Origin of the sequence: Micromonospora sp. RTGN7 (assembly GCF_033804645.1) — a bacterium.
In the GTDB taxonomy this organism is placed as follows: Bacteria; Actinomycetota; Actinomycetes; order Mycobacteriales; family Micromonosporaceae; genus Micromonospora.
The window spans coordinates 72,294-96,783 of record NZ_JAPZLF010000008.1; the positions used below are offsets into that span (position 1 = coordinate 72,294).

The window sequence follows — 24,490 nt, forward strand, 5'->3', positions numbered from 1 at the left end:
AGACTAGCCGCTGGCCCCGACAGGCCAGATCACCCCGAGCTGGTCCACCTCGCCCCCGGCCCGACCGAAGAAGCCGGCGAGCCGCCCGCCGGGCGGGGCGGTGAAGGTCACCGCCGCCGTGGGTGCGGGTGACGCCGACGGCGTCGAGGCGGGAGCCGCCGCGCAGCGAGACGGTGGTGACCCGGGGCCCGGCGGCGTCCGCGTCGGTGAACGGGGTGCCGTGCGGGCCGCCCCCACGGGGGCCAGCAGGCAGGCGGGTCTCATCCGACGTCCCTTCTCGACAGCGGGACCGGGTCCGGCCGACACCGACTCGGGGGATCGAAGGGTATCGAATGAATCCGGGCGGCTCAACACTCGCGGACAACCGGCGGCCGATCCGCTGATTGACATCTTCCAATATCGAGGCGGGGAGATTACCATCCGGTAACTGAATGTTCTTCATGTAATGATCCCCGCCCGGTCCCACGTCCTGATCCCCACCCTCCGGAGGATCGCCATGCCCCGTTTCGCCACCCCACGCCAGCTGCTGGCCGGCGCGACCGCCGCCATCGGCGTCGCGGCGCTGCTCGTCGCCACGCCGGCCCCATCCCCCGCAGTCGGCGCGCCGGCCACTACCGTCGCCACCAGCGCGTTCACCGCCGAGGACCACTGCCTCGGCGAGTGCGCCGACATCGTGCCGCCCGGCCAGAACGGCAACGCCACCCTCGTCGAGATCCTCGCCCACCAAGCGGCGGGCACCCTGCCCCGGCACTCCGCCGACCAGCTCGGCAAGTACGCCGACCTGGTCTACGGCTACGCCGGGCTGCGCGAGGAGCAGATCGGCAGCTTCTTCAACGACGCCTCCTTCGGCGTCCCCTCCGGACAGGTCGAACGCGACTACTCGCCCCGCTCGGACGTACGGATCGTGCGGGACCGGGCCACCGGCGTCCCGCACGTCACCGGCACCACCCGCGGCGGCACCATGTACGGCGCCGGCTACGCCGGGGCCGAGGACCGACTGTTCACCATGGACCTGCTGCGGCACGTCGGCCGGGGCACCCTCACCCCGTTCGCCGGCGGGTCACCGGGCAACCGGGCCCTCGAGCAGAGCGTCTGGCGCAACGCGCCGTACACCGACGCGGACCTACAGACCCAGGTCGACGCGCTGCGCACCAAGGGGCCGAACGGCGAGCGGCTCTACACCGACGTGCAGGAGTACATCGCCGGCATCAACGCCTACATCGGCACCTGCATGGCCAACCGCAACTGCCCCGGCGAGTACGTGCTGACCGGGCACCTCGACGCGATCACCAACAAGGGCGGCCCGGAGCCGTTCAAGACGACCGACCTGATCGCCATCGCCGGCGTGGTCGGCGGCCTGTTCGGCGGTGGGGGCGGCAACGAGATGCAGTCCGCGCTGGTGCGCATCGCCGCCCGGGCCAAGTACGGCCCGACCGAGGGCGACCGGGTGTGGACGGCCTTCCGCAGCCAGAACGACCCCGAGGCCGTGCTGACCCTGCACGACGGGCAGAGCTTCCCGTACGGCTCCGCCTCCGCCGACGCGGCGAGCGTGGCGCTACCCGACGCCGGCTCCACGAAGGCCGAGCCGGTCTTCACCGACCCGACCGGCTCCGCCACCAGCACGGCCGGCAAGAGCTCCGAGCTGGCCGCAGCGCTGTCCGGGCTGACCATCGACCCGGCGCACCGGGGCATGTCCAACGCGGCCCTCGTCTCCGCCGCCAACTCCGCGACCGGTCACCCGATCGCCGTGTTCGGCCCGCAGACCGGCTACTTCTCCCCGCAGCTGCTGATGATCCAGGAGTTGCAGGGCCCGGGGATCAGTGCCCGGGGCGCCGCGTTCGCCGGCCTGAACCTCTACGTGCTGCTCGGTCGCGGCCAGGACTACGCCTGGAGCGCCACCTCGTCGGTCCAGGACATCACCGACACGTACGCGGTGCCGCTCTGCACCACCGACGGCAGCGCGCCCACCCTGGCCAGCACCAGCTACCTCTACCGCGGTCAGTGCCTGGCGATGGAGCAGCTCGCGCACACCAACAGGTGGAACCCGACGGTTGCCGACACCACCCCCGCCGGGTCGTACAAACTCACCGCCTGGCGGACGAAGCTCGGCCTGATCGCCTGGCGCGGCACCGTCGGCGGTCGGCCGCACGCGTTCACCCAGCTCCGCTCCACCTACCGGCACGAGGCCGACTCCGCGATCGGCTTCCAACTGTTCAACGACCCGGCCCAGATGGGCTCCGCCGACGCCTTCATCAACTCGGCGAACAACGTCGAGTACGCGTTCAACTGGTTCTACGTCAACTCCACCCAGTCGGCGTACTTCAACTCCGGGCTCAACCCGGTGCGGGCCGCCGGGTCCAACCCGAACCTGCCGATGAAGGGTGAGGCCGCCTACGAGTGGCCGGGCTACCAGCCGGCGACGAACACCGCCACGTACGCACCGCTGGCCGCCCACCCCCGCTCGGTGAACCAGGACTACTACATCAGCTGGAACAACAAGCAGGCCAAGGACTTCGGCGCCGCCGACGGCAACTTCAGCTTCGGCGCGGTGCACCGGGGCAACCTGCTGGACCGGCCGCTGAAGGCGGCCATCGCGTCCGGGAAGAAGTTCGACCGGGCGTCGCTGACCAGCCTCGTGGAGCAGGCCGGGCTGACCGACCTGCGCGGGATCGAGGTGCTCGACGAGCTGATCCGGGTGCTGGAGAGCCAGCCCGTCGGCGATGCCACCCTGGCCGCCGAGATCGGCCGGCTGAAGGCGTGGCGGCAGGCCGGCGCGCTGCGGGTGGAAACGGCCAAGGGCTCGAAGGTGTACCAGCACGCCGACGCGATCCGCACCTTCGACGCCTGGTGGCCGCTGCTGGTCCAGGGGATGTTCTCCGCCCCGCTCGGCCCGGACCTGTACCAGTCGCTGGTCAACACCATCCAGATCAACGAGGCCCCCTCCGAGGCCCAGTCGCACAAGGGCTCGTCGTTCCAGCACGGCTGGTGGGGGTACGTCGACAAGGACCTGCGCACGGTGCTCGGCGACCCGGTCTCCGGCGGCCTCGGCCGCACGTACTGCGGCGGCGGCACCCTCGCCGGGTGCCGGCAGATCCTGCTCGACTCGCTACGTACGGCGGCGGCGACCCCGGCCGCCCAGGTCTATCCCGGCGACGCCACCTGCGCCGCCGGCGACCAGTGGTGCGCCGACGCGATCATCCAGTCGCCGCTGGGCGGGATCAAGCACGCCACGATCGCCTGGCAGAACCGGCCCACCTACCAGCAGGTGGTCTCGTTCCCCGCGAAGCGGGGCGACGACCTGACCAACCTCGCCGCCGGTAAGGCGGCGACCGCGTCGAGCACCCAGTTCCTCTACCCCGCCGCCAGGGCCGTCGACGGGAACCTCGGCACCCGGTGGGCCAGCTCCCACAACGACAACCAGACGCTCACCGTCGACCTGGGCTCGGCCCGAACGGTGAGCCGGGTGGTGCTGGCCTGGGAGGCGGCGTACGCGCGGTCGTACCGGATCGAGGTCTCCGCCGACGGGACCACCTGGCGTACGGCCTGGTCGACCACGGCCGGCGACGGTGGCACCGACGTGGCGGCCTTCCCCGCCGGCACCGCCCGCTACGTGCGGATGCGCGGGGAGACCCGGGCCACCGAGTACGGCTTCTCGCTGTGGGAGATGTCGGTGTACGCCCACTGACGCCGCGACCGGCTCAGGCGAGGCTGATCCGGTCGCCGTCGACAGTGATCTCCTTGGCCGCCAGCGGCTTCGTCGCCGGGCCCTGCTTCACCGAGCCGTCGGTGATGGAGAATTTGCTGTTGTGGCAGGTGCAGTTGATCGTGCCGCCGTCGACGTTCGACACCGGGCAGCGCTGGTGGGTGCAGATCGGGTCGAACCCCTTGAAGGTGCCGGCCTCGGGCTGGGTGATCACCACGCCCTTGCTGGCGTACACCGCGCCGCCGCCGACCGGGATGTCCGTGGTCAGGGCGAGCGCGCTGGAGGAGCCCGGGGTGTCGCCCGGGCCGGTCGCGCCCGGGCCGCCGCTGGTCGGGGCGGAGCCGCTGTCGGTGTCGTCGTCGCCACCGCACGCCGACAGGACAACCGCCGCGCCCACCGCCCCGGCACCGGCGAGGAGGGCACGGCGCGTCTGCGCGCCCGGCCCGATCTGCACCTTTTCATCGCTCATATCTGGCCCTTCTCTCGACTGCCGCCGCCCGTCGTGGCCTGCGGCCATACCTACCTGTCCACGGGCCACGGCGCCCAAGGGTTCAACGAATCGACCACCGTGATCGCCTCGGGTCGGCGAGGTGACGGACTCCCGACAACGGGCAGCCGTCGGTCGCCGACCCGGCGTCGGTCGGTCGTTCAGCGCGCCCCGGCCGGGACGTTGCGGGCGGCCCGGGACCGGGTGGTGGCGCCGTTGGCCTTGGCGGCCCGGCCGGTGGCCGCCTTGGCGCCCCTGGCCGGGCCGTCGAGCTTGAGCACGTGGCGCAGGAACTGCCCGGTGTGGCTCTCGGACACCTCGGCGACCTCCTCGGGAGTGCCGGTGGCCAGCACACTGCCGCCCCGGTGACCGCCCTCCGGGCCCATGTCGATCAGCCAGTCGGCCGTCTTGATCACGTCGAGGTTGTGCTCGATGGTGATCACCGTGTTGCCCTTGTCGACCAGGCCTTCCAGGACCATCAGCAGCTTGCGGATGTCCTCGAAGTGCAGGCCGGTGGTCGGCTCGTCCAGCACGTAGACCGTCCGGCCGGTGGAGCGCTTCTGCAGCTCGGAGGCGAGCTTGACCCGCTGCGCCTCACCGCCGGAGAGCGTCGGCGCGGGCTGTCCGAGCCGCACGTAGCCCAGGCCCACGTCGACCAGCGTCTTGAGGTGCCGGTGGATGGGCGGGATGGCGGAGAAGAACTCCGCCGCCTCCTCGATCGGCATCTCCAGCACGTCGGAGACCGTCCGGCCCTTGTAGTGCACCTCCAGGGTCTCCCGGTTGTACCGGGCGCCCTTGCAGACCTCGCACGGGACGTACACGTCGGGGAGGAAGTTCATCTCGATCTTGAGGGTGCCGTCGCCGGAGCACGCCTCGCAGCGGCCACCCTTGACGTTGAACGAGAACCGGCCGGGGCCGTACCCCCGGACCTTGGCCTCGGTGGTCTCGGCGAAGAGCCTGCGGACGTGGTCCCAGACCCCGGTGTAGGTGGCCGGGTTGGAGCGCGGGGTGCGGCCGATCGGCGACTGGTCGACGCCGACGACCTTGTCCACGTGCTCCAGGCCGGTCATCCGGGTGTGCCGGCCCGGCACGTGCCGGGCGCGGTTGAGCTGGTTGGCCAGCACCGCGTGCAGGATGTCGTTGACCAGGGTCGACTTGCCCGAGCCGCTGACCCCGGTGACCGCGATGAGCTGGCCGAGCGGGAACGACACGGTGAGGTTGCGCAGGTTGTGCTCCCGCGCACCGTGCACCACCAGCTCCCGGTCGGGGCTCCGCGGCCGGCGTCGGTCCGGCGTCGGGATCTCCCTGCGCCCCGACAGGTACGCCCCGGTGACCGACTCCGGGTTGGCCAGCAACTCGGACACCGAACCGGAGTGCACGATCTCGCCGCCGTGCTCCCCCGCGCCCGGGCCGATGTCGACGATCCAGTCGGCGGCGCGGATGGTGTCCTCGTCGTGCTCGACCACGATCAGCGTGTTGCCCAGCCCGCGCAGCCGGACCAGGGTCTCGATCAGCCGGTGGTTGTCCCGCTGGTGCAGGCCGATGGACGGCTCGTCGAGCACGTAGAGCACACCGACCAGGCCGGAGCCGATCTGGGTGGCCAGCCGGATGCGCTGGGCCTCGCCGCCGGAGAGGGTGCCGGCCGGCCGGTCCAGGGAGAGGTAGTCCAGCCCGACGTCGAGCAGGAACGTCAACCGGGCGTTGATCTCCTTGAGCACCCGCTCGGCGATCATCTTCTGCCGGTCGGTCAGCTCGATGCCGGCCAGCAGGTCGGCGCACTCCCCCACCGACAGGTTGCACAACTCGGCGATGCTCTTGCCGGCCAGGGTGACCGCGAGCACCTCCGGCTTGAGCCGGGCCCCGCCGCAGGCCGCGCAGGGCACGTCGCGCATGTAGCCCTCGTACTTGTCCCGCGACGACTCCGACTCGGTGTCGGTGTGCCGGCGCTCGATCCACTGCACCACGCCCTCGAAGCCGGTGTAGTAGGAGCGCTCGCGGCCGAACTTGTTGCGGTAGCGCACGTGCACCTGATCGCCGGAACCGTGCAGGATCGTCTTCTGCGCCCGCGACGGCAGGGCCCGCCACGGCGTGTCCACGTCGAAGTGCTCGGTCTCGCCCAACGCCTCCAGCAGGCGCAGGAAGTACTCCAGGTTGTGGCCGTTGGACCAGGGCTGGATCGCGCCCTCACGCAGGCTGCGCTCCGGGTCGGGGACGACCAGCTCCGGGTCGATCTCCTTCTTCGTGCCCAGGCCGGTGCACTCGGGGCAGGCGCCGTACGGGGCGTTGAAGGAGAAGACCCGCGGCTCCAGGTCCTCGATCGCCAGGGGGTGGTCGTTGGGGCAGGCCAGATGCTCCGAGTAGCGCCGCTCCCGGTCCGGGTCACCCTCGGCGAGGTCGACGAAGTCGAGCAGCACCAGGCCGCCGGAGAGGCCGAGCGCCGCCTCGACCGAGTCGGTCAGCCGCTGCTTGGCGCTGGGTTTGACGGTGAGCCGGTCGATCACCACCTCGATGGTGTGCTTCTCCTGCTTCTTGAGCTTCGGCGGCTCGGTCAGCGGGTAGACCACGCCGTCGACCCGGGCCCGCGCGTATCCCTTGCCCTGGAGTTCGGCGAAGAGGTCGACGTACTCGCCCTTGCGGCCGCGTACGACCGGGGCGAGCACCATGAACTTGGTGCCCGCGGCCATCGCGAGGACCCGGTCGACGATCTGCTGCGGGCTCTGCTTCGAGATCCGCTCACCGCAGACCGGGCAGTGCGGCTCGCCCACCCGGGCGAAGAGCAGCCGCAGGTAGTCGTAGACCTCGGTGATCGTGCCGACGGTGGAGCGCGGGTTGCGCGAGGTGGACTTCTGGTCGATGGAGACGGCGGGGCTGAGCCCCTCGATGAAGTCGACGTCCGGCTTGTCCATCTGGCCGAGGAACTGCCGGGCGTACGAGGAGAGCGACTCGACGTAGCGGCGCTGCCCCTCGGCGAAGATCGTGTCGAAGGCCAGGCTCGACTTGCCGGAGCCGGAGAGCCCGGTGAAGACGATCAGGGCGTCCCGGGGCAGGTCGAGACTGACGTCACGCAGGTTGTGCTCGCGCGCGCCACGGATGATCAGTCGATCGGCCACGGTCCGTGTACTCCCGGGTGAAAGAAGGCGAGGATGTTCTGTCCGCTCCGGCGCGGTCCGGGAGGTTCCGGGACGGCCCTGAACGGTGGTGCGGGCGCAGTCCAAGCGCCTCGGCAACTCTAGCTCCGAGGTACGACAACTTCCCGCGCCCGCGCATTCCCCCAGCTCACTCCAGTCGCGCCGGACCGGTTCCCGACCACCGCCGGCCCCATCGACGACGGGGTACCCCGCCGCCGGTGGCCACCCGCGACGCCCGACGACGCGCCCCACCCCGCCGCGGCGACGAGCAACGCCACGACAACGGTGCGTGACGGGAGCGGCACCGGTCACCAACGGGTATCCGCCGGCTACGGACGGGGCCGCACCGGCTACGGACGGGGTGTCCGGCGGCGGGCACTGCGCCAGCCGCTCCGGCGCTCGGCGGCCGACCGGGCCTCCCGACGGCGGGTCTCGAAGGTGACCTCCCGCCCGAGCCTGCGCCAGCTGTCGTACCGGCGGGCGGTCAGTTCCCCGGCGGCGAGAGCGTCGCGGACCGCGCAGCCCGGCTCGGCGTCGTGGGCGCAGTCGGCGTACCGGCAGCCGTCAGCCAACTCGGCGATGTCGGCGAAGGCCCGGTCCAGGCCGGTGGCACCGTCGAACAGGCCGACCGCCCGCACCCCCGGGGTGTCCAGTACCGCGCCGCCGCCGGGAACCGGGACCAGCGCCCGCCAGGTGGTGGTGTGCCGGCCCTTGCCGTCGACCCGGCGGATCGCCTGGGTCGGCATCACCACCGCCCCCGCGAGGGCGTTGACCAGGCTCGACTTGCCGGCCCCGGACGGCCCGAGCAGGGCCAGGGTGCGGCCCGGGGCGACGTGGGCGCGCAGCGGGTCGAGGCCGACACCCCGCTCCGCGCTGATCGGCAGCACCGGCACCCCCGGCGCGGCCCCGGCGAGTTGCCGGGCGATCGCCGCGGGGTCGGCGGCAAGATCGACCTTGGTGAGCACCACCAGCGGGGTGGCGCCTGACTCGTGGGCGAGGGCGAGCAGCCGCTCGATGCGGGCGACGTCCGGCTCCGGGTGCACCGGCTCGACGACGGCAGCGGTGTCCAGGTTGGCGGCGAGGAGCTGGCCGCTGGCATCCTTGCCTGCGGTGCGCCGAACCAGCGCGGTACGCCGGGGCAGCACGCACTCCACGGTGACCGGCCCGTCCGGCCAGGTGCGCAGGAGTACCCAGTCCCCCACGCAGGGCAGCCGGGTCAGATCGCCGGCGGCGGCGGCCAGCATCGCCGGGCCTAGGGTGGCGCGGAGCGGGCCGTCGGCGCCGAACACGGTGCACACGCCGCGGTCGACCCGGGCCACCCGGCCCGGCCGCCGGCCGGGGTGCCTACGTGCGTGGACCGCGCGCTCGGCGTCCCAGCCGAGGGCGGTCAGGTCGATGGTCATGGGAACCTCTCCGGTTTCGGGGTGACTGGTGGCACGACTCGTGTGCTCGACCGGCATGGACACCACCTCCTCCGCCGCCGTCCCGGTGCCGCGTACGACGCCGACGGTAGGGGGCGGGCCGACGCGCCGAAAGCGATTTCCACGGCGACGCCGGGGGTGGGGACCGTTAGGGTCGGGGCGTGACCGCGGATCGCCACCCGCGGCGGCGCCCACCATCACCGGCCCCGCCCCGAGCTCGTGGCCCGGCCGGCCGCGCCGCCGGGTGAACACTCGCCGTCACCCCCGCCGAACCCACCGGAATGGATGTGGAACGACCATGACCTACAGCGGAGACGTCAGCCCCGGCGGCCCACCGGCCGTACGCGAACTCGACGGGCTCACCATCACCAAGGTGTCGGTGGGGCCGATGGACAACAACGCCTACCTGCTGCGGTGCACGGGCACCGGCGAGCAGCTGCTGATCGACGCGGCCAACGAGGCGCCCCGGCTGCTGGAGCTGGTCGGCGACGCCGGCCTGGCCACCGTGGTCACCACCCACCAGCACATGGACCACTGGGTGGCGTTGGAGGAAGTGGTGGCCAAGACCGGTGCCCGGCCGCTGGTCCACGCCGACGACGCCGCCGGCCTGCCGATCGGGGCGGAGTCCCTCGCCGACGGCGACACCGTCACGGTCGGAGACCGCACGCTGGAGGTCATCCACCTGCGCGGGCACACCCCGGGCTCGATCGCCCTGCTCTACCGGGACCCGGCCGGCACCCCGCACCTGTTCACCGGGGACTCGCTATTTCCGGGTGGCATCGGCAACACGGACCGGGACCGGGAGCGGTTCGGGCAGCTCATCGACGACGTGGAGCACCGGCTGTTCGACCAACTGCCGGACGAGACGTGGTTCTACCCGGGTCACGGCGGGGACAGCACGCTGGGCGCGGAACGCCCGTCGCTGCCCCAGTGGCGGGCGCGCGGCTGGTGACCGGATCCGGCGCGCCGCCCCCGGGTCGGCGCGCCGGACGGGCACCGTGAGCGGGGACGCAGCACCTCGACGCCCGGCGCACCGGGCCGGCCCCGTCAGCGGGGACGCAGCACCTCGACGCGGCGCACCGGGGTGTCGACGGCGGGTTCGGTGGTGGGCACCAGATAGCTGGCCACCATGTCCAGCCGGCTGCGCGGCAGGTGGCCGCGGCCGGGGTCGCCGACCAGCACCTGGCTGCCCCGGTCGGCGGCCCGGCGCAGGAACGGCAGCATCCGTGCGGCCAGGCCCTCGTCGTAGAAGACGTCCCCGGCGACCAGCAGGTCCGCGTCACCGGGGTCGGAGTCGAGCAGGTCCTCCCCGGTGGCGGTGACGGTGACCCGGTTCACCTGGGCGTTGAGCGTGACGGACGCCACCGCGTACGGGTCGATGTCGTTGGCGACGACCTGAGACGCGCCGGCCAGCGCGGCGGCGATCGCCACCAGCCCCGAGCCGGCGGCCAGGTCCAGCACTCGCCGGCCGGCGACCAGCTCGGGGTGGTCGAGCAGGTGTCGGGCGAGGGCCTGTCCGCCGGGCCAGACCGACGCCCAGTACGGCGCGGGCAGGGGGTGGCCGGCGGCGGCCTCCAGCCTGGCCCACCAGACGATGGGATCCTCGGCGAGGTGCAGTCGCACCTCGGGGACGAACGGGGTGGAGACCAGCCGGAGCCGGTCCAGCCCGGCACCGGGCGCCTCGATCTCCCGCTTCAGGTCGGTCAGCGCAGCGGCTGCGGGAGTCTTCACCGGGGCAAGCATGCCGTAGCGGCCGACGCTTCGCGTGGCTTTCGGCCCGGTTCGGCGCGCCCCCGCAGGTTTTACCTGAATCCCTACGGCACTTCGCACAGCAGATCGGGGTTTTGCCGGTTACTGTCAAGGAGGTAAAGGGCGATCATCGGCCGGCGGTCGGTGGTCACCCGCATTGAACAGGGAGAAAAGCATGGCTACCGGCACGGTCAAGTGGTTCAACTCGGAAAAGGGCTTCGGCTTCATCGAGCAGGACGGCGGAGGTCCGGACGTGTTCGTCCACTACTCGGCCATCGCGTCGAGCGGCTACCGCGAACTCAACGAGGGCCAGAAGGTCGAGTTCGAGGTAACCCAGGGGCAGAAGGGCCCGCAGGCGGACAACGTCCGTCCGATCTAGTTCCGTGCCGGTGGGGGGGGGGGGGGGGGGCCCCCCCCCCCCCCCGCAACCGCGCACCCCCGGGGGCCGCGCCATGCGCGGCCCCTCTCGCGTTCCCCATGGAGTATCGGCCCATGGAGTGTCAGCCCGCGCCGCCGCGACCCTCTCGTCCGGCCCGCGCCGCCGCGAGTGGGCAGGTCCAGACGCCCCTGGTCGGTGCCGGTCCTTTCTCAGGCGGCTGTCCGCCGGGCGATCTCGCCGACCACCTGCCTGGCCAGTTCGGGCGGCAGCGCGGCGGCGATCTCCTCCGGGGTCAGCGCGGCGAGCACGCCGGCCGGTTCGGTGGCGAGCCCCTTGGTCGACAGGGTGGCGAGCTGGGCGATCACCGCGTCAAGGCGGTACATCGTGTAGTCCAGCTTGGCCACGACGCTGTTGGACTCCGGCGCGGGGCCGGCGCCGTCCGGGTCGACCCGGCGGCCCATGCTGGAGCCGCCGTTGAACATGGCACTGAAAATGCTGTTGATCTGCATCTCGGCCTGGGCGCTCATGTCGTCCTCCTCTTCGATGAGACCGATGGTGGTGAGGTAGCGGCGGAACAGCCCGGTCTGGGCCCGGCCCGCCTTGGTGGAGTCGCGGAAGAAACTGAAGTGGGTGTGCCACAGGTGGCTCGTGTCGCCGGTGGTGCGCCGACCGAGCCGGTCCCAGCGCCGGACACTCGCCCCGTCCGGGGAGTAGATGATCTCCCGGATGTCCTGGGTGTCGGCCGTGCCGGCGACGCACTGCGCGACGCACCAGAGGGAGAACGAGCGCAGGTCATGGGTGCGACCGCCGGACGCGACGGCGAAGCCACCGACGTCCAGGGCGGAGGCGTCGAGGGTCAGCCCCGCCCGGTCCCGGGGGGACTCGACCACGGAGTAGTCGCCGGTCACCACCCGGTCGGAGCCGCAGTGGTAGCCGCCAAGGTGTGCGGCGTCGCCGACGATGCCGACCTCGGCCGGTTCCAGGTCCTGGGGGCGCGAGGTGCGGGGGTCGACGTCGAGGTAGGTCAGTAGAAGGCTTCGGACGGTCAAGAGATTCGCTGGGGCCCGAGTCATCGGGGCCACCCTCTCCTCGCGGGAAGACCAACCAGGGGCAGTCACATCGCGTGATGTATTGCGGTGTTCGGACCAGGCCGGCCAGGTGTGCACGAGAGCGTGCAACTTCCGTGAGCGTAGCGACACTTTCGAGTGTTTTGCCAGCTCAGAGCCCTGCATTTCGGATAGGGCACGCACGGTCGGAACGTACTATCGCATCCGGTTCCGCACTCGATGGAAGGTGTACCCTCTGTCCGCACAACGCAGGGTGATCACCGCCGGTGCCGTAACGACGCTGGTCGGTCACTCCCCGGGGTGCGGCAAGGACTCCGATCCTTCGGCCCGCACGTCGTCGCGGTGCTCGCGCATGGACGTGACCATCGCCGTCATGAACCGGTGGACCACCTCGAGCTCGTCGTCGCCGAAGCCGGCCATCACCTGGTCGGTGCGACGCCCCAGCGGCTGGAAGAACTCCTTGGCCAGCGTGGCGCCCCGGTCGGCGTAGTGCAGGAACACCTTTCGCCGGTCGACGGTGTCGCGGTCCCGGCGGATGTGCCCGGTCCGCTCCAGCCGGTCGACCAGCGCGGTCACCGAACCGGAGGAGAGGTTGAGCTGCTTCCCCAGCCGGCCCGGGGTGATCGGCGCGCCGGCGAGTTCGGCGTCCATGACGGCGATCAGGGCGTGCAGGTCGGTGGCGTTGAGCCCGTGCAGCCCGGCGAAGGCGTGCCCGATGTGCTGGGCGTCGACGGAGTACCGGCGCAGATCGTTGGTGATGTCGGCGACGAGCCGGTCGCGCCGGCTGTCGCGTCGCCGAAACATCCCGTGCGCTGCCACGCCGTCGCTTCCTCCCCCCGGTCCGGTCTCGTTTGCAGCATAGAGGAACGACAGATAATCTCGCTTATCAAGATACTCGACAGCCTGCCATATGTGTCGTCGCGCGGCTCCGCTGAGCTGGCCTTCCACACCTGGGCACCTTCCCGACAACCATGAGGAACCCATGTCTGTGTTCACCCGAGTCGCCCGGGGGCGGCTCGCCGCCTGGCTCACCGTGGTCGCCGCGATCGTCCTCGGTGCGGCCGTCTTCGGGCTCCCCGAGCCGAACAACCCCACCCCGGTGTCGGCCACCGGCCTGTCGGCCGAATGGCAGTCGACCCAGGTCGAGCGGCTCCAGGACGAGCTACCCGAGAGCGATGTCCAACCGGCGATCGTCGTCGTCAGCCGCGCCGACGGCGGGCCGCTCACCGAGTCCGACCGGGCGGCGGTCACCGGCGCCTCGGCCGAGCTCAACCGGTTCGCCGTCGGCGGTCGGGTGAGCCCCCCGCAGACCTCCCCGGACGGGACCGTGGCCCTCATCGCGGTCCCGCTGTCCACCGCCGGCGGTCAGGACGCGGTGTCGACCACGGTGGCCGACCTCCGCACGACCCTGGACGGGCTGCCCGACGGACTCACCGCGGAGGTGACCGGAGCCCCGGCGTTCACCGCCGACCTCACGAAGGTCTTCGACGGCGCCGACATCACGCTACTCGCCGTCACCGCCGGGGTCGTCGCCCTGCTGCTGCTCATCACCTACCGCAGCCCGTTCCTGTGGATCGTGCCGCTCGTCGTCGTCGCGGCCGCCGAACAGCTCACCCTGCGCGCCGTGGACACCATCGTCCCGGCCTTCGGCATCCACCTTCAACAGGGCCAGGTCACCGGCATCGCCAGCGTGCTGGTCTTCGGCGCCGCCACGGACTACGCCCTGCTGCTCATCGCCCGCTACCGGGAGGAACTGCGCCGCGAGGAGGACCGCTTCGCCGCGATGCGCGCCGCCCTGCGCCGCACCGCCGAACCCATCCTCGCCAGCGGCGGCACCGTCGTCCTCGGCGTTCTCACCCTGCTGCTCTCGGAGCAGGAGACCAACCGGGCCCTCGCCGTGGCGTGCGCCACCGGCGTGATCTTCGCCATGCTGTCGGCGCTGTTCGTCCTGCCCGCCGTGCTGGTGCTCTTCGGCCGAGGGCTGTTCTGGCCGTTCGTGCCCCGGGTCGGCGGCCCCGTCCGCGAGGGCCGGCTCTGGGGCCGGCTCGGCGCCGCCGTCGTACGCCACCCCGCGCCCGTCGCGGTGCTCTCGACGCTGCTGCTCGCCGGCCTCGCCCTGGGCGGGCTCGGCATCCGCACCGGCCTGTCGGAGACCGAGCAGTTCCGGGTCAAGCCCGAGGCCGTGGCCGGCGCGGAGACCCTCGCCAAGGCCTTCCCCGCCGGTACGACGCAACCGGTCGCCGTGCTCACCACCCCTGCCGCCGTGACGGCCGTCATCGACGCCGCCAAGGGCACCCCCGGTGTCGCTTCCGCCCGGCCGGGGGACGCGGGCGGAGGAGTCGCCCAGGTCAACGTGGTGCTGGAGGCCGAACCGGGCACCGCCGCCTCGGACCGGACGGTTAGGGCGCTGCGGGACGCGGTCGTCGCGGTTCCCGGCTCCGCCCCGCCTGCCGTCAACGGCGTCGGCCCCTTCGACGGGGCCGTGGTGGGCGGCACGATCGCCGCCACGTACGACTCCGGCAAGGCCGACGCCAAGGACCTGCAGCTGATCCTGCCGATCATCCTGCTGCTCGTCGGCGCGGTGCTCGTGCTGCTGCTGCGCGGCCTGGTCGCGCCGGTACTGCTGGTGCTCACCGTCATCGCGTCGTTCTTCGCCAGCCTCGGCGCGGCGTGGCTGCTGTTCGACCACGTCCTCGGTTTCCCGGCGCTGGACAGCGGCGTCCTGCTGCTCGCCTTCGTGTTCCTGGTGGCCCTCGGCGTGGACTACAACATCTTCCTCGTCACCCGGGCCCGCGAGGACGCCCGGCGGACCGGCACCCGCGACGGCATGCTGTCCGCGCTGCGGGTCACCGGCGGCGTGATCACCAGCGCTGGCATCCTGCTCGCCGCGGTCTTCGCCGTCCTCGGCGTCCTACCGCTGCTCACGCTGACCCAGATCGGGATCATCGTCTGCATCGGCGTCCTGCTCGACACCCTGCTGGTGCGCACGGTCCTCGTCCCGGCGCTGGCGTTCATGCTCGGCGACCGCTTCTGGTGGCCGGGCCGCATCGACCGGGCGCCCCACGGGGACGCCCCGGCGGACCCGGACCGCGGGCCCGGCGAACCGGACACCGCACGCGGCTGAGACCGCCGTACGGGACGAACCGGGGGTCGCGGCGCCACGCCGTGGCCCCCGGCCGCCCACCCGCACGCCGGTCCCCAGCCCTCACCCACTGCGGCCGGTACCGACGACCCTCGCGGAACGCCACCGCGTCACCGGTCACCGCTGCGAGAATCATCACCAGCAGCGCCGGCTCCCACCGGAGGGCGGCCACGGCAGCCAGCGGGCCAACCCGGGCACGCGGGGTGAACAGCGGTTCGGACGCGGATCCGGCAGGCGTCGGGGGGTGACCCCGATTTCGCCCCCATCGGCACAGGCTGGAGGATGGAGCCCATGCAGCTTCGCACCGACCTCCGCAACGTCGCCATCATCGCCCACGTCGACCACGGCAAGACCACCCTGGTCGACGCCATGTTGCGGCAGGCCGGTGCCTACGGCGCCCGCGGTGAGACGACCGAGCGGGTGATGGACTCGGGGGACCTGGAACGGGAAAAGGGCATCACCATCCTGGCCAAGAACACCGGCGTACGCTACCTGCCGGCGGACGGCTCCGACCCGGTCACCATCAACATCATCGACACCCCCGGGCACGCCGACTTCGGCGGCGAGGTCGAGCGGGGCCTAACCATGGTCGACGGCGTGGTGCTGCTCGTCGACGCGAGTGAGGGCCCTCTGCCGCAGACCCGCTTCGTGCTGCGCAAGGCGCTACGCGCCCGGATGCCGATCATCCTGGTGATCAACAAGGTGGACCGCCCCGACGCCCGGATCAAGGAGGTCGTGGACGACACCTACGAGCTCTTCCTCGACCTCGACGCCGACGAGGAGCAGATCGACTTCCCGATCGTCTACGCCTGCGCCCGCGACGGCATCGCCTCGCTCACCCAGCCCGCCGACGGCTCGGTCCCCAGCGACAGCACCAGCCTGGAGCCGTTGTTCCGCACCCTGCTGGACACCATCCCGCCGCCCTCGTACGACGAGGGCGCGCCGTTGCAGGCGCACGTGACCAACCTCGACGCCTCGCCGTTCCTCGGCCGGCTGGCCCTGTGCCGGGTCCGGCAGGGCACCATCGCCAAGGGCCAGACCGTCGCCTGGTGTCGCACCGACGGCAGCAACCAGCGGGTCCGCATCTCCGAGATGCTGATGACCGAGGGCCTGGAGCGCAGGACGGCCGAATCGGCCGGACCGGGCGACATCATCGCGGTCGCCGGCATCCCGGAGATCATGATCGGCGAGACCCTGGCCGACGCCGAGAACCCGATCGCGCTGCCACTGATCACCGTTGACGAGCCGGCCATCTCGATGACCATCGGCACCAACACCTCGCCGCTGGTCGGCCGGGTCAAGGGCTCCAAGGTCACCGCCCGGATGGTCAAGGACCGGCTCGACAAGGAACTGGTCGGTAACGTCTCCCTGCGGGTGCTGCCCACCGAGCGGCCGGACGCCTGGGAGGTGCAGGGCCGCGGCGAGTTGGCCCTGGCCATCCTGGTCGAGCAGATGCGCCGCGAGTCCTTCGAGCTGACCGTCGGCAAGCCGCAGGTGGTCACCCGGGAGATCGACGGGAAGACCTGCGAGCCGGTGGAGCGGTTGACCATCGACGCCCCCGAGGACTACCTGGGCCCGATCACCCAGCTCCTGGCCACCCGCAAGGGTCGGATGGAGCAGCTGGTCAACCACGGCACCGGTTGGATCCGGATGGAGTGGCTGGTGCCGGCGCGCGCCCTGATCGGCTTCCGCACCGAGTTCCTCACCGACACCCGGGGCACCGGCATCCTGCACCACGTCTTCGAGTCCTACGAGCCGTGGTTCGGCGAGCTTCGTACCCGTAACAACGGCTCGCTCGTCGCCGACCGGTCCGGCGCGGTCACCGCCTTCGCGATGATCAACCTTCAGGAGCGCGGCCAACTCTTCATCGAGCCGACCACCGAGGTGTACGAGGGCATGATCGTCGGGGAGAACTCCCGCTCCGACGACATGGACGTCAACATCACCAAGGAGAAGAAGCTCACCAACATGCGGGCCGCGAGCTCCGACGAGACCGAGAAGCTCATCCCGCCGCGCAAGCTCTCCCTGGAGCAGGCCCTGGAGTTCTGCCGCGAGGACGAGTGCGTCGAGGTGACCCCCGTGGCCGTCCGCATCCGCAAGGTCGTCCTCGACCAGACGCAGCGGGCCCGCGCGACCGCCCGCCGCAAGCACACCGGCTGACGGCACCGCACCAGCTGACCGACGCGCCCGAGGGCCGGGAGGAACCCCCTCCCGGCCCTCGGGCGCACCCGGGGCGCGGGGCGCACCCGGATGGGCTACGGTCACCGGCATGATCTGGGACGACCTCGACGCCCACCTGGACACCCTGCCGGGCACCATCTCGGCGTACGTGGGCCGGCTCGACGCCGCCCCCGCCTGGACCCGCCACCCCGACGCCACCCACTACGCGGCCAGCACCATGAAGGTCGCCGTGCTGCTGGCCCTGCACCGGGCCGCCGAGGCCGACGCCCTCGACCTGGCCGCCCCCGTCGAGGTGCGCAATGAGTTCGACTCCGCCCGGCCCGACGCGCCCCGGTTCTCCTGCGCCCGGCACTACGACAACGACGAGGCCGTCTGGGATCGGGAGGGCCACGGCGCGCCCCTGCGCTGGCTCGCCGAACGGATGATCGTGCGCTCCAGCAACCTGGCCACCAACATCTGCCTCCGCCACGTCGGTCTGCCGGCCGTGGCCGACGCCTGGGCGCTCGCCGGCGCCCGGCACAGCGTCACCGGGCGCGGCATCGAGGACTTCGCCGCCAGGGAGGCCGGGATCACCAACCTGGTCACCGCCGCCGACCTGGCCGCCCTGCTCGGCGGTCTGGCCGCCGGGGCGACCCGACCCGGCCCGCTGGCCTCCCCGGCCGGCTGTGCCACCATGCTCGACGTCCTGTTCGCCCAGGAGTTCCGCGAGGACCTCGCCGCCGGGCTGCCCGACGGCGTCCGCATCGCCCACAAGAACGGCTGGGTACGTGGCGTACGGCACGGCGCCGGGGTGGTCTACCCACCCGACGCCCCGCCGTACGTGCTGGTCGTCTGCACCACCACCGACCTGGCCGACGGGGGCCCCAGCGGCGACGGAGACGCCGACGACGCCTGCGAGGTGCTCGCCGACGTCTCCGCCCGGGTCTGGGCCGCCCGCCACGACCTGTCCCCCGCCGGATAGCCGAACGGCCCGCCCGCCCCGATCGCCCCGAGCGGCTGCCCGCCCCGGAACCGGCCTCAGTCGAGCAGGTTGTCCCGCAGCGCCGCCAGGTGCCCGTCGGTCAGCCCCAACCCGTCCCGCAGGTACCCGTCGAACGAGCCGTGCACCCGCCGGATCTCGGCGTACGCGGCGTCCAGGTACTCGCCGCGCACCTCCATCAGCGGCCGGATCGCCGCCTCCGCCATCTCCGGCTGTCGGGCCCGCATCGCCTGGAGGACGACCTCCTTGAGGCTCTCCGTCCGCGCATTGGTCAGCAGGTAGTCCGCCCGGATCTCCGCCTCGTCGACCCCCAGCGCGGTGAGCAGCACGACCGACAGCCAGCCGGTGCGGTCCTTGCCGGCCGAGCAGTGGAACAGCAACGGCAGGTTCCGTGCGTCGGCGGCCAACCGCACCGCCGCGCCGAAGCCGGCCCGGGCCACCTCCCCGGTGACGAACCAGCGGTAGATCGCCGCCATCGCCGCCGGGCTGCCTTGCAGGGCCAGCTTCGCCTCCGCGTTCAGGTCATGCCCGAGCAGCACCTCCGCCACCGCCGTGAAGACCGGGTGTGCGGGGTCGTACACCGGCAGGCGCACCACCCGGGGCTCGCCGGCCAACCGGTTCGGCGGCGCCACCGCGATCTCCGAGTCATCGCGCAGGTCCACCACGCAGGCCGGGGCGATCTTCCCCAGCACCGGCAGGTCCTCGTCGGTCAGCCGCCCCAACGCCGGGGTCCGGATCAACCGGCCGGCCCGCACCCGCCGCCCGTCCGCCCCCACCATGCCACCGAGGTCGCGCGCGTTCGGCGCACCCACCAACTCCCAGTCCCGCACCGTCATCCGGCCTCCCCTGTCGTCGCCGCCGTTGACGTATAGGGTGCCGCACATGACGATCGCCGCGGTACACACCCACCGGCTTTCCGCACCCCTGCACACCCCGTTCGTCACCGCGCTGCGCCGCACCACCACCACCGACACCCTGATCGTGGAGCTCGTGGACGACGACGGGCGGTCCGGATTCGGCGAGGCGCCGCAGGTCTGGCAGGTCACCGGGGCCTCGCTGGCCGGCACCGAGGCGTGCGTCCGGCAGATGCTCGCGCCGAGGTTGGTCGGGCGGGACGCCGACGACCTGGTGGCCCGCTGCACCGAGGTGCAGCGCACGGTCGTCGGCAACGAGGCCGCCAAGGCCGCGGTGGACACCGCGCTGCACGACCTGGCCGCCCGCCGGCTCGGCGTACCCCTGGTGCGGTTGCTCGGCGGCACCGCCCTGCGGGTGGCGACGGACGTCACCCTGGCCGCGGGCGACGCCACCGACCTGGCCGCCTCGGCCCGGCAGCGTCGGGCCGAGGGGTTCTCCGTGCTGAAGCTGAAGGTGGGCACCGACGCGGCGGGCGACCTGGAACGGGTCCGCGCGGTGCGGGCTGCGGTCGGCCCGGACACGCTGATCCGGCTGGACGCCAACCAGGGCTGGACGCCCCGCGAGGCGGTCCGGGTGATCCGCGGCATCGAGGACGCCGGGCTCGACGTCGAGCTGGTGGAGCAGCCGGTGGCCGGCTGGGACCTCGACGGGCTGGCCTGGGTCAGCGACCGGGTCGGGGTGCCGATCCTGGCCGACGAGTCGGTGTTCGGGGTCCGCGACCTCGTCGAGGTGATCCGCCGTCGCGCCGCCGACATGGTCAACGTCAAGCTCGCCAAGTGCGGGGGCCTGCACACCGCCCGGACGCTGCTCGACCTGGCCGCCGCGCACGGCGTCGGCACCGTCGTCGGCTCGATGATGGAGAGCCAGGTCGGGCTGGGTGCGGCGGCCAGCCTGGTGGCCGCGTACCCGACCACCGCCGTGTCCGACCTGGACGCCGCCTGGTGGCTCGCCTGGTCGCCGGTGCGCGGCGGCCTCCGATACGAGGGGGCGACGGTGCTGCTGCCGGACGCACCCGGCCTCGGCATCACCTCGGTCACTGAAGCGAACATGCAGCCACGCGGTTGAGGCTTGGCGGTTTCTTTCATAGGGTCACGGCAGATTACGCCATGAGCTGGGGGTCGACGTGCAACTACAACCGGGCCGCGAGGCCATCGTCCGGGTCGCCGTCGCGACCCTGTGGAGCCGCCCCGAGGCGGTACGCCCTGTCGACCGGCCCGCCCTCGATCGCCGCGCCGACATCGCCGCATGGGTCTCCGGCATGGACGCCGACCAGCAGGTCGGCGACTGCGTCCTGAGCCAACTGCTGTTCGGCGAACGGGTGCTGGTCACCGAGCTGCGCCCGGACGGGTGGGCGCAGGTGGTGGCCGTCGAGCAGCCGGCGGCGACGCTCGACCCACGGGGCTACCCGGGGTGGCTGCCGACCGCCCAGCTCGTCGCGGCCCCGGCCGACGACCCGGAGCCCCCGGCCCCCTGGGTCGTCGACGCGACCGTCACCGACCTGCGGGCCACCCCGGACGGCGAGCCGGTCGTCACCGGCGTCGTCCTCGGCACCTGGCTGACCCCGGCGGGCCCACCGGCCGACGGCTGGCGCCCCGTGCACGCCCCCGGGCACGACCGGCCGCTCTGGCTGCCCGACGGCCACCTCGTGCCCCTGCCGACCGAGCGACCCTCCGCGCGGGACGTGCTGGCCGTGGCCGCCCGGCTCCGCGACGTGGTCTACATCTGGGGCGGGGTGTCGGCGCACGGGATCGACTGCTCGGGCCTGGTGTACCTGGCATGGCGGCGATTCGGCGTGGTGCTGCCCCGCGACGCCGCCGATCAGGCCCGGGCGACCACCCCGCTGCCGCTGGGCGCCGAACGCCCCGGCGACCTGTACTTCTTCGCCCGACCCGGCCGGGGGATCCACCACATCGGCTTCGTCAGCGCCGAACCGGGCATCGACGCCAGCCGACGCCTCCTGCACTCCTGCTACCAGCACCGACGGGTGCTGGAGGAGACGATGCCGGCGGAGCGGACGGCCACCCTGGTCGGCGTACACCGGGTCTGACCCGACCGGCCTGAAGAAGGGGCGCTCCCAGCATCGGGAGCGCCCCTTCTTGTGGTCTGCCGCCTCAGCCGCGGGCGTCGGTCAGCTCGCGCCGTCGGTCCCGGGCCGACTTGATCAGGCTGGCCACGGTCGCCACCAGCAGGGTGCCGAGGATGACCAGCAGGGAGAGCCAGATCGGGATGTGCGGGGCCCAGCCCACCGGCTCACCGCCGTTGAGGAACGGAAGGTGGTTGTCGGCGAGCGCTTCCAGCACCAGCTTCACGCCGATGAAGCCGAGCACCACGGACAGCCCGATGCTCAGGTAGATCAGCCGGTTCAGCAGCCCGCCCAGCAGGAAGTAGAGCTGACGCAGCCCCATCAGCGCGAAGACGTTCGCGGTGAAGACCAGGTACGGCTCCTGGGTGATGCCGAAGATCGCCGGGATCGAGTCCAGCGCGAAGATCAGGTCGGTGGTGCCGATCGCGATCATGACGATCAGCATCGGGGTGAACAGCCGACGGCCGTTTTCGTGCGTGGTCAGCTTCGCGCCGTCATAGTCCTTGGAGATCGGCAGCGCCCGTCGGCTCCACCGGATCAGCAGGTTCTCGGAGAAGTCGTCCTCGCCCGGCTCGCCCTGCCGGAACAAGTTGATCGCCGTGTAGATGAGGAACGCGCCGAAGATGTAGAAGACCCAGGAGAACTGGGAGATCAGCGCCGCGCCCGCGGCGATGAACCCGCCGCGCATGAACAGCGCCAGCACGATGCCGACCAGCAGCACCTTCTGTTGGTACGGCCGGGGCACGCCGAACCGCGCCATGATGATCACGAAGACGAAGAGGTTGTCCACGGAGAGGCTGTATTCCGTGAGCCAGCCGGTGTAGAACTCCCCGGCCACCCCGGCGCCGAAGGCCAGCCAGAGGCCTGCGCCGAAGAGCAGGGCCAGCCCGACGTAGAGGGCGACCCAGAGGCTCGACTCGCGGACGCTCGGCTCGTGCGGCCGGCGACCGATGATCAACAAATCGACGACCAGGACCACCGTCAGTGCGACGAGGGTTCCCGCCCACACCACTCCGGACACGTTCAATCCAATCCTCCGGCAGACACAGGGCGTCGGGCACACCGTACGCCCCGTGCGGGCGGGCGAAATGCTACAACGCGGACACTGATGACTGACGGAGGTCTCTTCCGCCAGCGGCCCGACGAGCGGGCTGCTGACCGGCGGAGCCGGGTCGGGCCACCAATGACCGGTGATCGACCGTGCTGACGACTCCGTCGCGGGGGAATACTCCCCTCCTTCGACCGCCATTGTTCACCATCGGGGTGCCCTACCGCATCTCCGGGGGCATCCCGCGACGATTTCACTTCGTCTTCCGTGCGGAGGGCCTCCATCCGTACGGCTTCCTAGGAGGCCATCCCGATAACTGGCGAGGGGAGATAGGCGCAAGACCGCCGGATACGGTGCGTCGGTCCGATCCCCGGGACGGTCCCCCCGCGCCGCCCCGGCCCCACCGGGGACATGACAAGCTCCGGACATGGTGCTTGAGGTCGCGCTCATCGACGTGATACCCGGACATGAGGACGAGTTCGCCGCCGCGTACACGCAGGGGCATGAGGTCCTCGCGACCGCGCCGGGCTGCCGCTCGGTCCGGATGACCCGCGGCATCGAATCGCCGTCGCGGTTCGTGCTGCTGGTCGAGTGGGAATCCGTGGAGGCACACGAGAAGAACTTCCGGGCCACCGAGCGGTTCACCCGGTGGCGGGAGCTGATCGGCCCACACTTCGCCGGCCCGCCCCTGGTCGAACACTTCGTCGACGTCCCCGCCTGAACAGCCCGCCCCACCGCCCTGCGGTCTCGGCGGCTACCGGTGGCTCCGGTGGCTCCGGCCTGATCGCACCCGCGCGGCGCCCGTCTCCGCCGGGGAGTGCACCCCGGGCGACGCCGAGGGCCACACCGCCCGCGGCGGCCGGCTGATTGTCGTACCCCTCATCTATCGTGCGCCTGACGCGCCGGCCACCGGTCCCGACGGGCCCGGGGGCGCCGGGCCCGGTGGCCGCGCGGCGGCAGGGCGCTGGCATCCGCCCGACGGCGGCTCAGTCCCGGGGCTGCCGGGGCCGGGGCACCACCGCCGTCTCCTCCGGCCGGCCCCGCACAGTCAGCGGGTGGCCACCCAGGCTGGCCGGCCCCGGTAACGCCGGGTCTTCGGCCAGCCGGGCCAGCAGCGTCGTCGTCTCGGCCGCCGGGAGGGCGGCGTCGAGCATCCGGTCGACCACCGCGTCGTACCAGGCGAGGTCGGCGGCCGAGACCAGCCGGACATCGGCGGTCAACGCCTCGAGCATCACCGTGCGCGGGTCCGCCGGGTCGGGGAAGGAGTACCGGGAGAACGGGGTCAGCGGGTGCGCGCCAGCGGTCGTGACGCCGGGCGGCAACACCCGGATCGTCACGTCCGGCTTACGGGCCAGGGTCACCAGGTGACGAAGCTGCTCGCGCCAGACACCCTCCGGCACCCCGCCCGGGTCGCAGGCGGTGAACTCCAGCAGCGCCGTGTAGTGGGGCGGCTCGGCCCGGTGCAGCACCTCCTGCCGGACCAGCCGGGCCCGCACGTCGGCCTCCACGTCCACCTCCGGGTCGAGCAACCGGGCGACCCCGAGCCGCAGCCGGGCGTAGGCCGCAGTCTGCAACAGGCCCGGCACAACGGCGGGCTGATACTCCACCACGGTCGCCGCCCCGGCCTCCAACTCGGCGTACGCGCGCTGCCGCTCGCCCATTCCGCCGAGCGTCTTCCACCAGCCACGGCCGGTGGCCGCGTCCCGGGCGATGACGATCAGCGCGTCGCGGTCCTCGGCGGCGACCCGGTAGACGTCCAGTAGGTCGAGCACGTCGGCGAGGTCTGGGCGGCTCTGCCCCAGCTCGATGCGGGACAACTTGGATGTTGATGCCCAGCCGAGCCGCTCGCAGACCTGTTCAAGGGTGAGCTCCTCCCGCCTGCGCAGCTGGCGCAACTCGGCACCGAGTCGCGCACGTCGAATCACCGGACTCGTTGGCAACGGCATCCCCGCCTCCCCAGAACGGAGAGTACGCAAATTGATCACACGCTGCAATACCTCGCTCGCGTTGCGCAACGGGACACCGCGCCACGCGCCGACCCCGCCGGTTCTCCGGGGCGGTAGGTGCCGAACGACCAGACCCCGTAGGCCGACCGCCCGGCGTCGCGCGGGTCGACGACGTCCAACGGGGCGCCGGCCGAGGACGACCACCACGAACGCCCGAGCGGTCTCGCAGCGCCGCAGCTTTAAGGTCGGCACGCTGCCGGTA

19 protein-coding genes are annotated in these 24,490 nt (G+C 72.2%); 9 read left to right on the top strand and 10 right to left on the bottom strand.

All coding sequences use genetic code 11. The annotated features are described in order from the left end of the window. Nucleotides 1-3: 3 nt before the first annotated feature. A complete protein-coding gene (locus SNR22_RS29375; protein WP_413775630.1) occupies nucleotides 4-111 on the bottom strand; it encodes a jacalin-like lectin in 108 nt (35 codons plus the stop codon). A 385-nt stretch (nucleotides 112-496) separates the two neighbouring features. Here SNR22_RS29375 and SNR22_RS13880 point away from each other — a divergent pair, with 385 nt between their 5' ends. Continuing rightward, nucleotides 497-3,685 carry a penicillin acylase family protein gene (locus SNR22_RS13880; protein WP_320066965.1) on the top strand — a complete coding sequence of 1,063 codons (3,189 nt, stop codon included), beginning with the start codon at nucleotides 497-499 and terminating at the stop codon, nucleotides 3,683-3,685. A 13-nt stretch (nucleotides 3,686-3,698) separates the two neighbouring features. Here the strand turns inward: SNR22_RS13880 and SNR22_RS13885 are convergent, their stop codons facing one another. From SNR22_RS13885 to rsgA, 3 genes are all read right to left on the bottom strand, one after another. Further along, nucleotides 3,699-4,172, bottom strand: a complete 474-nt coding sequence (locus SNR22_RS13885) for a Rieske (2Fe-2S) protein (RefSeq protein WP_320066966.1) — start codon at nucleotides 4,170-4,172, stop codon at nucleotides 3,699-3,701. 179 nt (nucleotides 4,173-4,351) lie between these two features. Further along, nucleotides 4,352-7,300 (bottom strand): excinuclease ABC subunit UvrA, encoded by a 2,949-nt coding sequence (gene uvrA, locus SNR22_RS13890; protein WP_320066967.1) that lies wholly within the window; start codon nucleotides 7,298-7,300, stop codon nucleotides 4,352-4,354. Between the two features lie 368 nt (nucleotides 7,301-7,668). Then, nucleotides 7,669-8,721, bottom strand: coding sequence for a ribosome small subunit-dependent GTPase A (gene rsgA, locus SNR22_RS13895; protein WP_320066968.1), 1,053 nt, complete (start codon nucleotides 8,719-8,721; stop codon nucleotides 7,669-7,671). A 316-nt stretch (nucleotides 8,722-9,037) separates the two neighbouring features. Between rsgA and SNR22_RS13900 the strand changes: the two genes are divergently transcribed. Continuing rightward, nucleotides 9,038-9,691 (top strand): MBL fold metallo-hydrolase, encoded by a 654-nt coding sequence (locus SNR22_RS13900; protein ID WP_320066969.1) that lies wholly within the window; start codon nucleotides 9,038-9,040, stop codon nucleotides 9,689-9,691. A gap of 95 nt (nucleotides 9,692-9,786) precedes the next feature. Here SNR22_RS13900 and SNR22_RS13905 read toward each other — a convergent pair whose 3' ends face one another. Further along, a complete protein-coding gene (locus SNR22_RS13905; RefSeq protein ID WP_320066970.1) occupies nucleotides 9,787-10,482 on the bottom strand; it encodes a class I SAM-dependent methyltransferase in 696 nt (231 codons plus the stop codon). A 181-nt stretch (nucleotides 10,483-10,663) separates the two neighbouring features. Here SNR22_RS13905 and SNR22_RS13910 point away from each other — a divergent pair, with 181 nt between their 5' ends. Further along, nucleotides 10,664-10,867, top strand: a complete 204-nt coding sequence (locus tag SNR22_RS13910; protein WP_229400095.1) for a cold-shock protein — start codon at nucleotides 10,664-10,666, stop codon at nucleotides 10,865-10,867. Nucleotides 10,868-11,076: 209 nt separating this feature from the next. Here SNR22_RS13910 and SNR22_RS13915 read toward each other — a convergent pair whose 3' ends face one another. Beyond that, nucleotides 11,077-11,916, bottom strand: a complete 840-nt coding sequence (locus tag SNR22_RS13915; protein WP_320066971.1) for a hypothetical protein — start codon at nucleotides 11,914-11,916, stop codon at nucleotides 11,077-11,079. A gap of 306 nt (nucleotides 11,917-12,222) precedes the next feature. Beyond that, nucleotides 12,223-12,738: a MarR family winged helix-turn-helix transcriptional regulator gene (locus tag SNR22_RS13920; RefSeq protein WP_320067162.1), complete on the bottom strand. Its 516-nt coding sequence runs from the start codon at nucleotides 12,736-12,738 to the stop codon at nucleotides 12,223-12,225. 178 nt (nucleotides 12,739-12,916) lie between these two features. Here SNR22_RS13920 and SNR22_RS13925 point away from each other — a divergent pair, with 178 nt between their 5' ends. From SNR22_RS13925 to SNR22_RS13935, 3 genes are all read left to right on the top strand, one after another. Continuing rightward, entirely contained in the window at nucleotides 12,917-15,058 is a 2,142-nt protein-coding gene (locus SNR22_RS13925; protein ID WP_320066972.1) for an MMPL family transporter, read from the top strand. 309 nt (nucleotides 15,059-15,367) lie between these two features. Next, nucleotides 15,368-17,236: a translational GTPase TypA gene (gene typA / locus SNR22_RS13930; RefSeq protein WP_320066973.1), complete on the top strand. Its 1,869-nt coding sequence runs from the start codon at nucleotides 15,368-15,370 to the stop codon at nucleotides 17,234-17,236. A 109-nt stretch (nucleotides 17,237-17,345) separates the two neighbouring features. Beyond that, nucleotides 17,346-18,218 carry a serine hydrolase gene (locus tag SNR22_RS13935; protein ID WP_320066974.1) on the top strand — a complete coding sequence of 291 codons (873 nt, stop codon included), beginning with the start codon at nucleotides 17,346-17,348 and terminating at the stop codon, nucleotides 18,216-18,218. A gap of 56 nt (nucleotides 18,219-18,274) precedes the next feature. On the opposite strand, the gene SNR22_RS13940 is transcribed toward SNR22_RS13935, so the two are convergent. Then, the gene (locus tag SNR22_RS13940; RefSeq protein ID WP_320066975.1) at nucleotides 18,275-19,072 is read right to left on the bottom strand and encodes a tyrosine-protein phosphatase; all 798 of its coding nucleotides are present in this window, start codon (nucleotides 19,070-19,072) and stop codon (nucleotides 18,275-18,277) included. A gap of 46 nt (nucleotides 19,073-19,118) precedes the next feature. Here SNR22_RS13940 and SNR22_RS13945 point away from each other — a divergent pair, with 46 nt between their 5' ends. Continuing rightward, nucleotides 19,119-20,216, top strand: a complete 1,098-nt coding sequence (locus SNR22_RS13945) for a dipeptide epimerase (protein WP_320066976.1) — start codon at nucleotides 19,119-19,121, stop codon at nucleotides 20,214-20,216. A 58-nt stretch (nucleotides 20,217-20,274) separates the two neighbouring features. Further along, complete coding sequence (locus tag SNR22_RS13950) at nucleotides 20,275-21,198, top strand: NlpC/P60 family protein (protein WP_320066977.1); 924 nt, start codon at nucleotides 20,275-20,277, stop codon at nucleotides 21,196-21,198. 64 nt (nucleotides 21,199-21,262) lie between these two features. On the opposite strand, the gene SNR22_RS13955 is transcribed toward SNR22_RS13950, so the two are convergent. Further along, entirely contained in the window at nucleotides 21,263-22,261 is a 999-nt protein-coding gene (locus tag SNR22_RS13955) for a TerC family protein (protein ID WP_320066978.1), read from the bottom strand. A gap of 448 nt (nucleotides 22,262-22,709) precedes the next feature. Between SNR22_RS13955 and SNR22_RS13960 the strand changes: the two genes are divergently transcribed. Further along, entirely contained in the window at nucleotides 22,710-23,003 is a 294-nt protein-coding gene (locus SNR22_RS13960; protein ID WP_320066979.1) for an antibiotic biosynthesis monooxygenase family protein, read from the top strand. A 265-nt stretch (nucleotides 23,004-23,268) separates the two neighbouring features. Here the strand turns inward: SNR22_RS13960 and SNR22_RS13965 are convergent, their stop codons facing one another. Beyond that, the gene (locus SNR22_RS13965) at nucleotides 23,269-24,228 is read right to left on the bottom strand and encodes a helix-turn-helix transcriptional regulator (protein WP_320066980.1); all 960 of its coding nucleotides are present in this window, start codon (nucleotides 24,226-24,228) and stop codon (nucleotides 23,269-23,271) included. Nucleotides 24,229-24,490 lie beyond the last annotated feature (262 nt).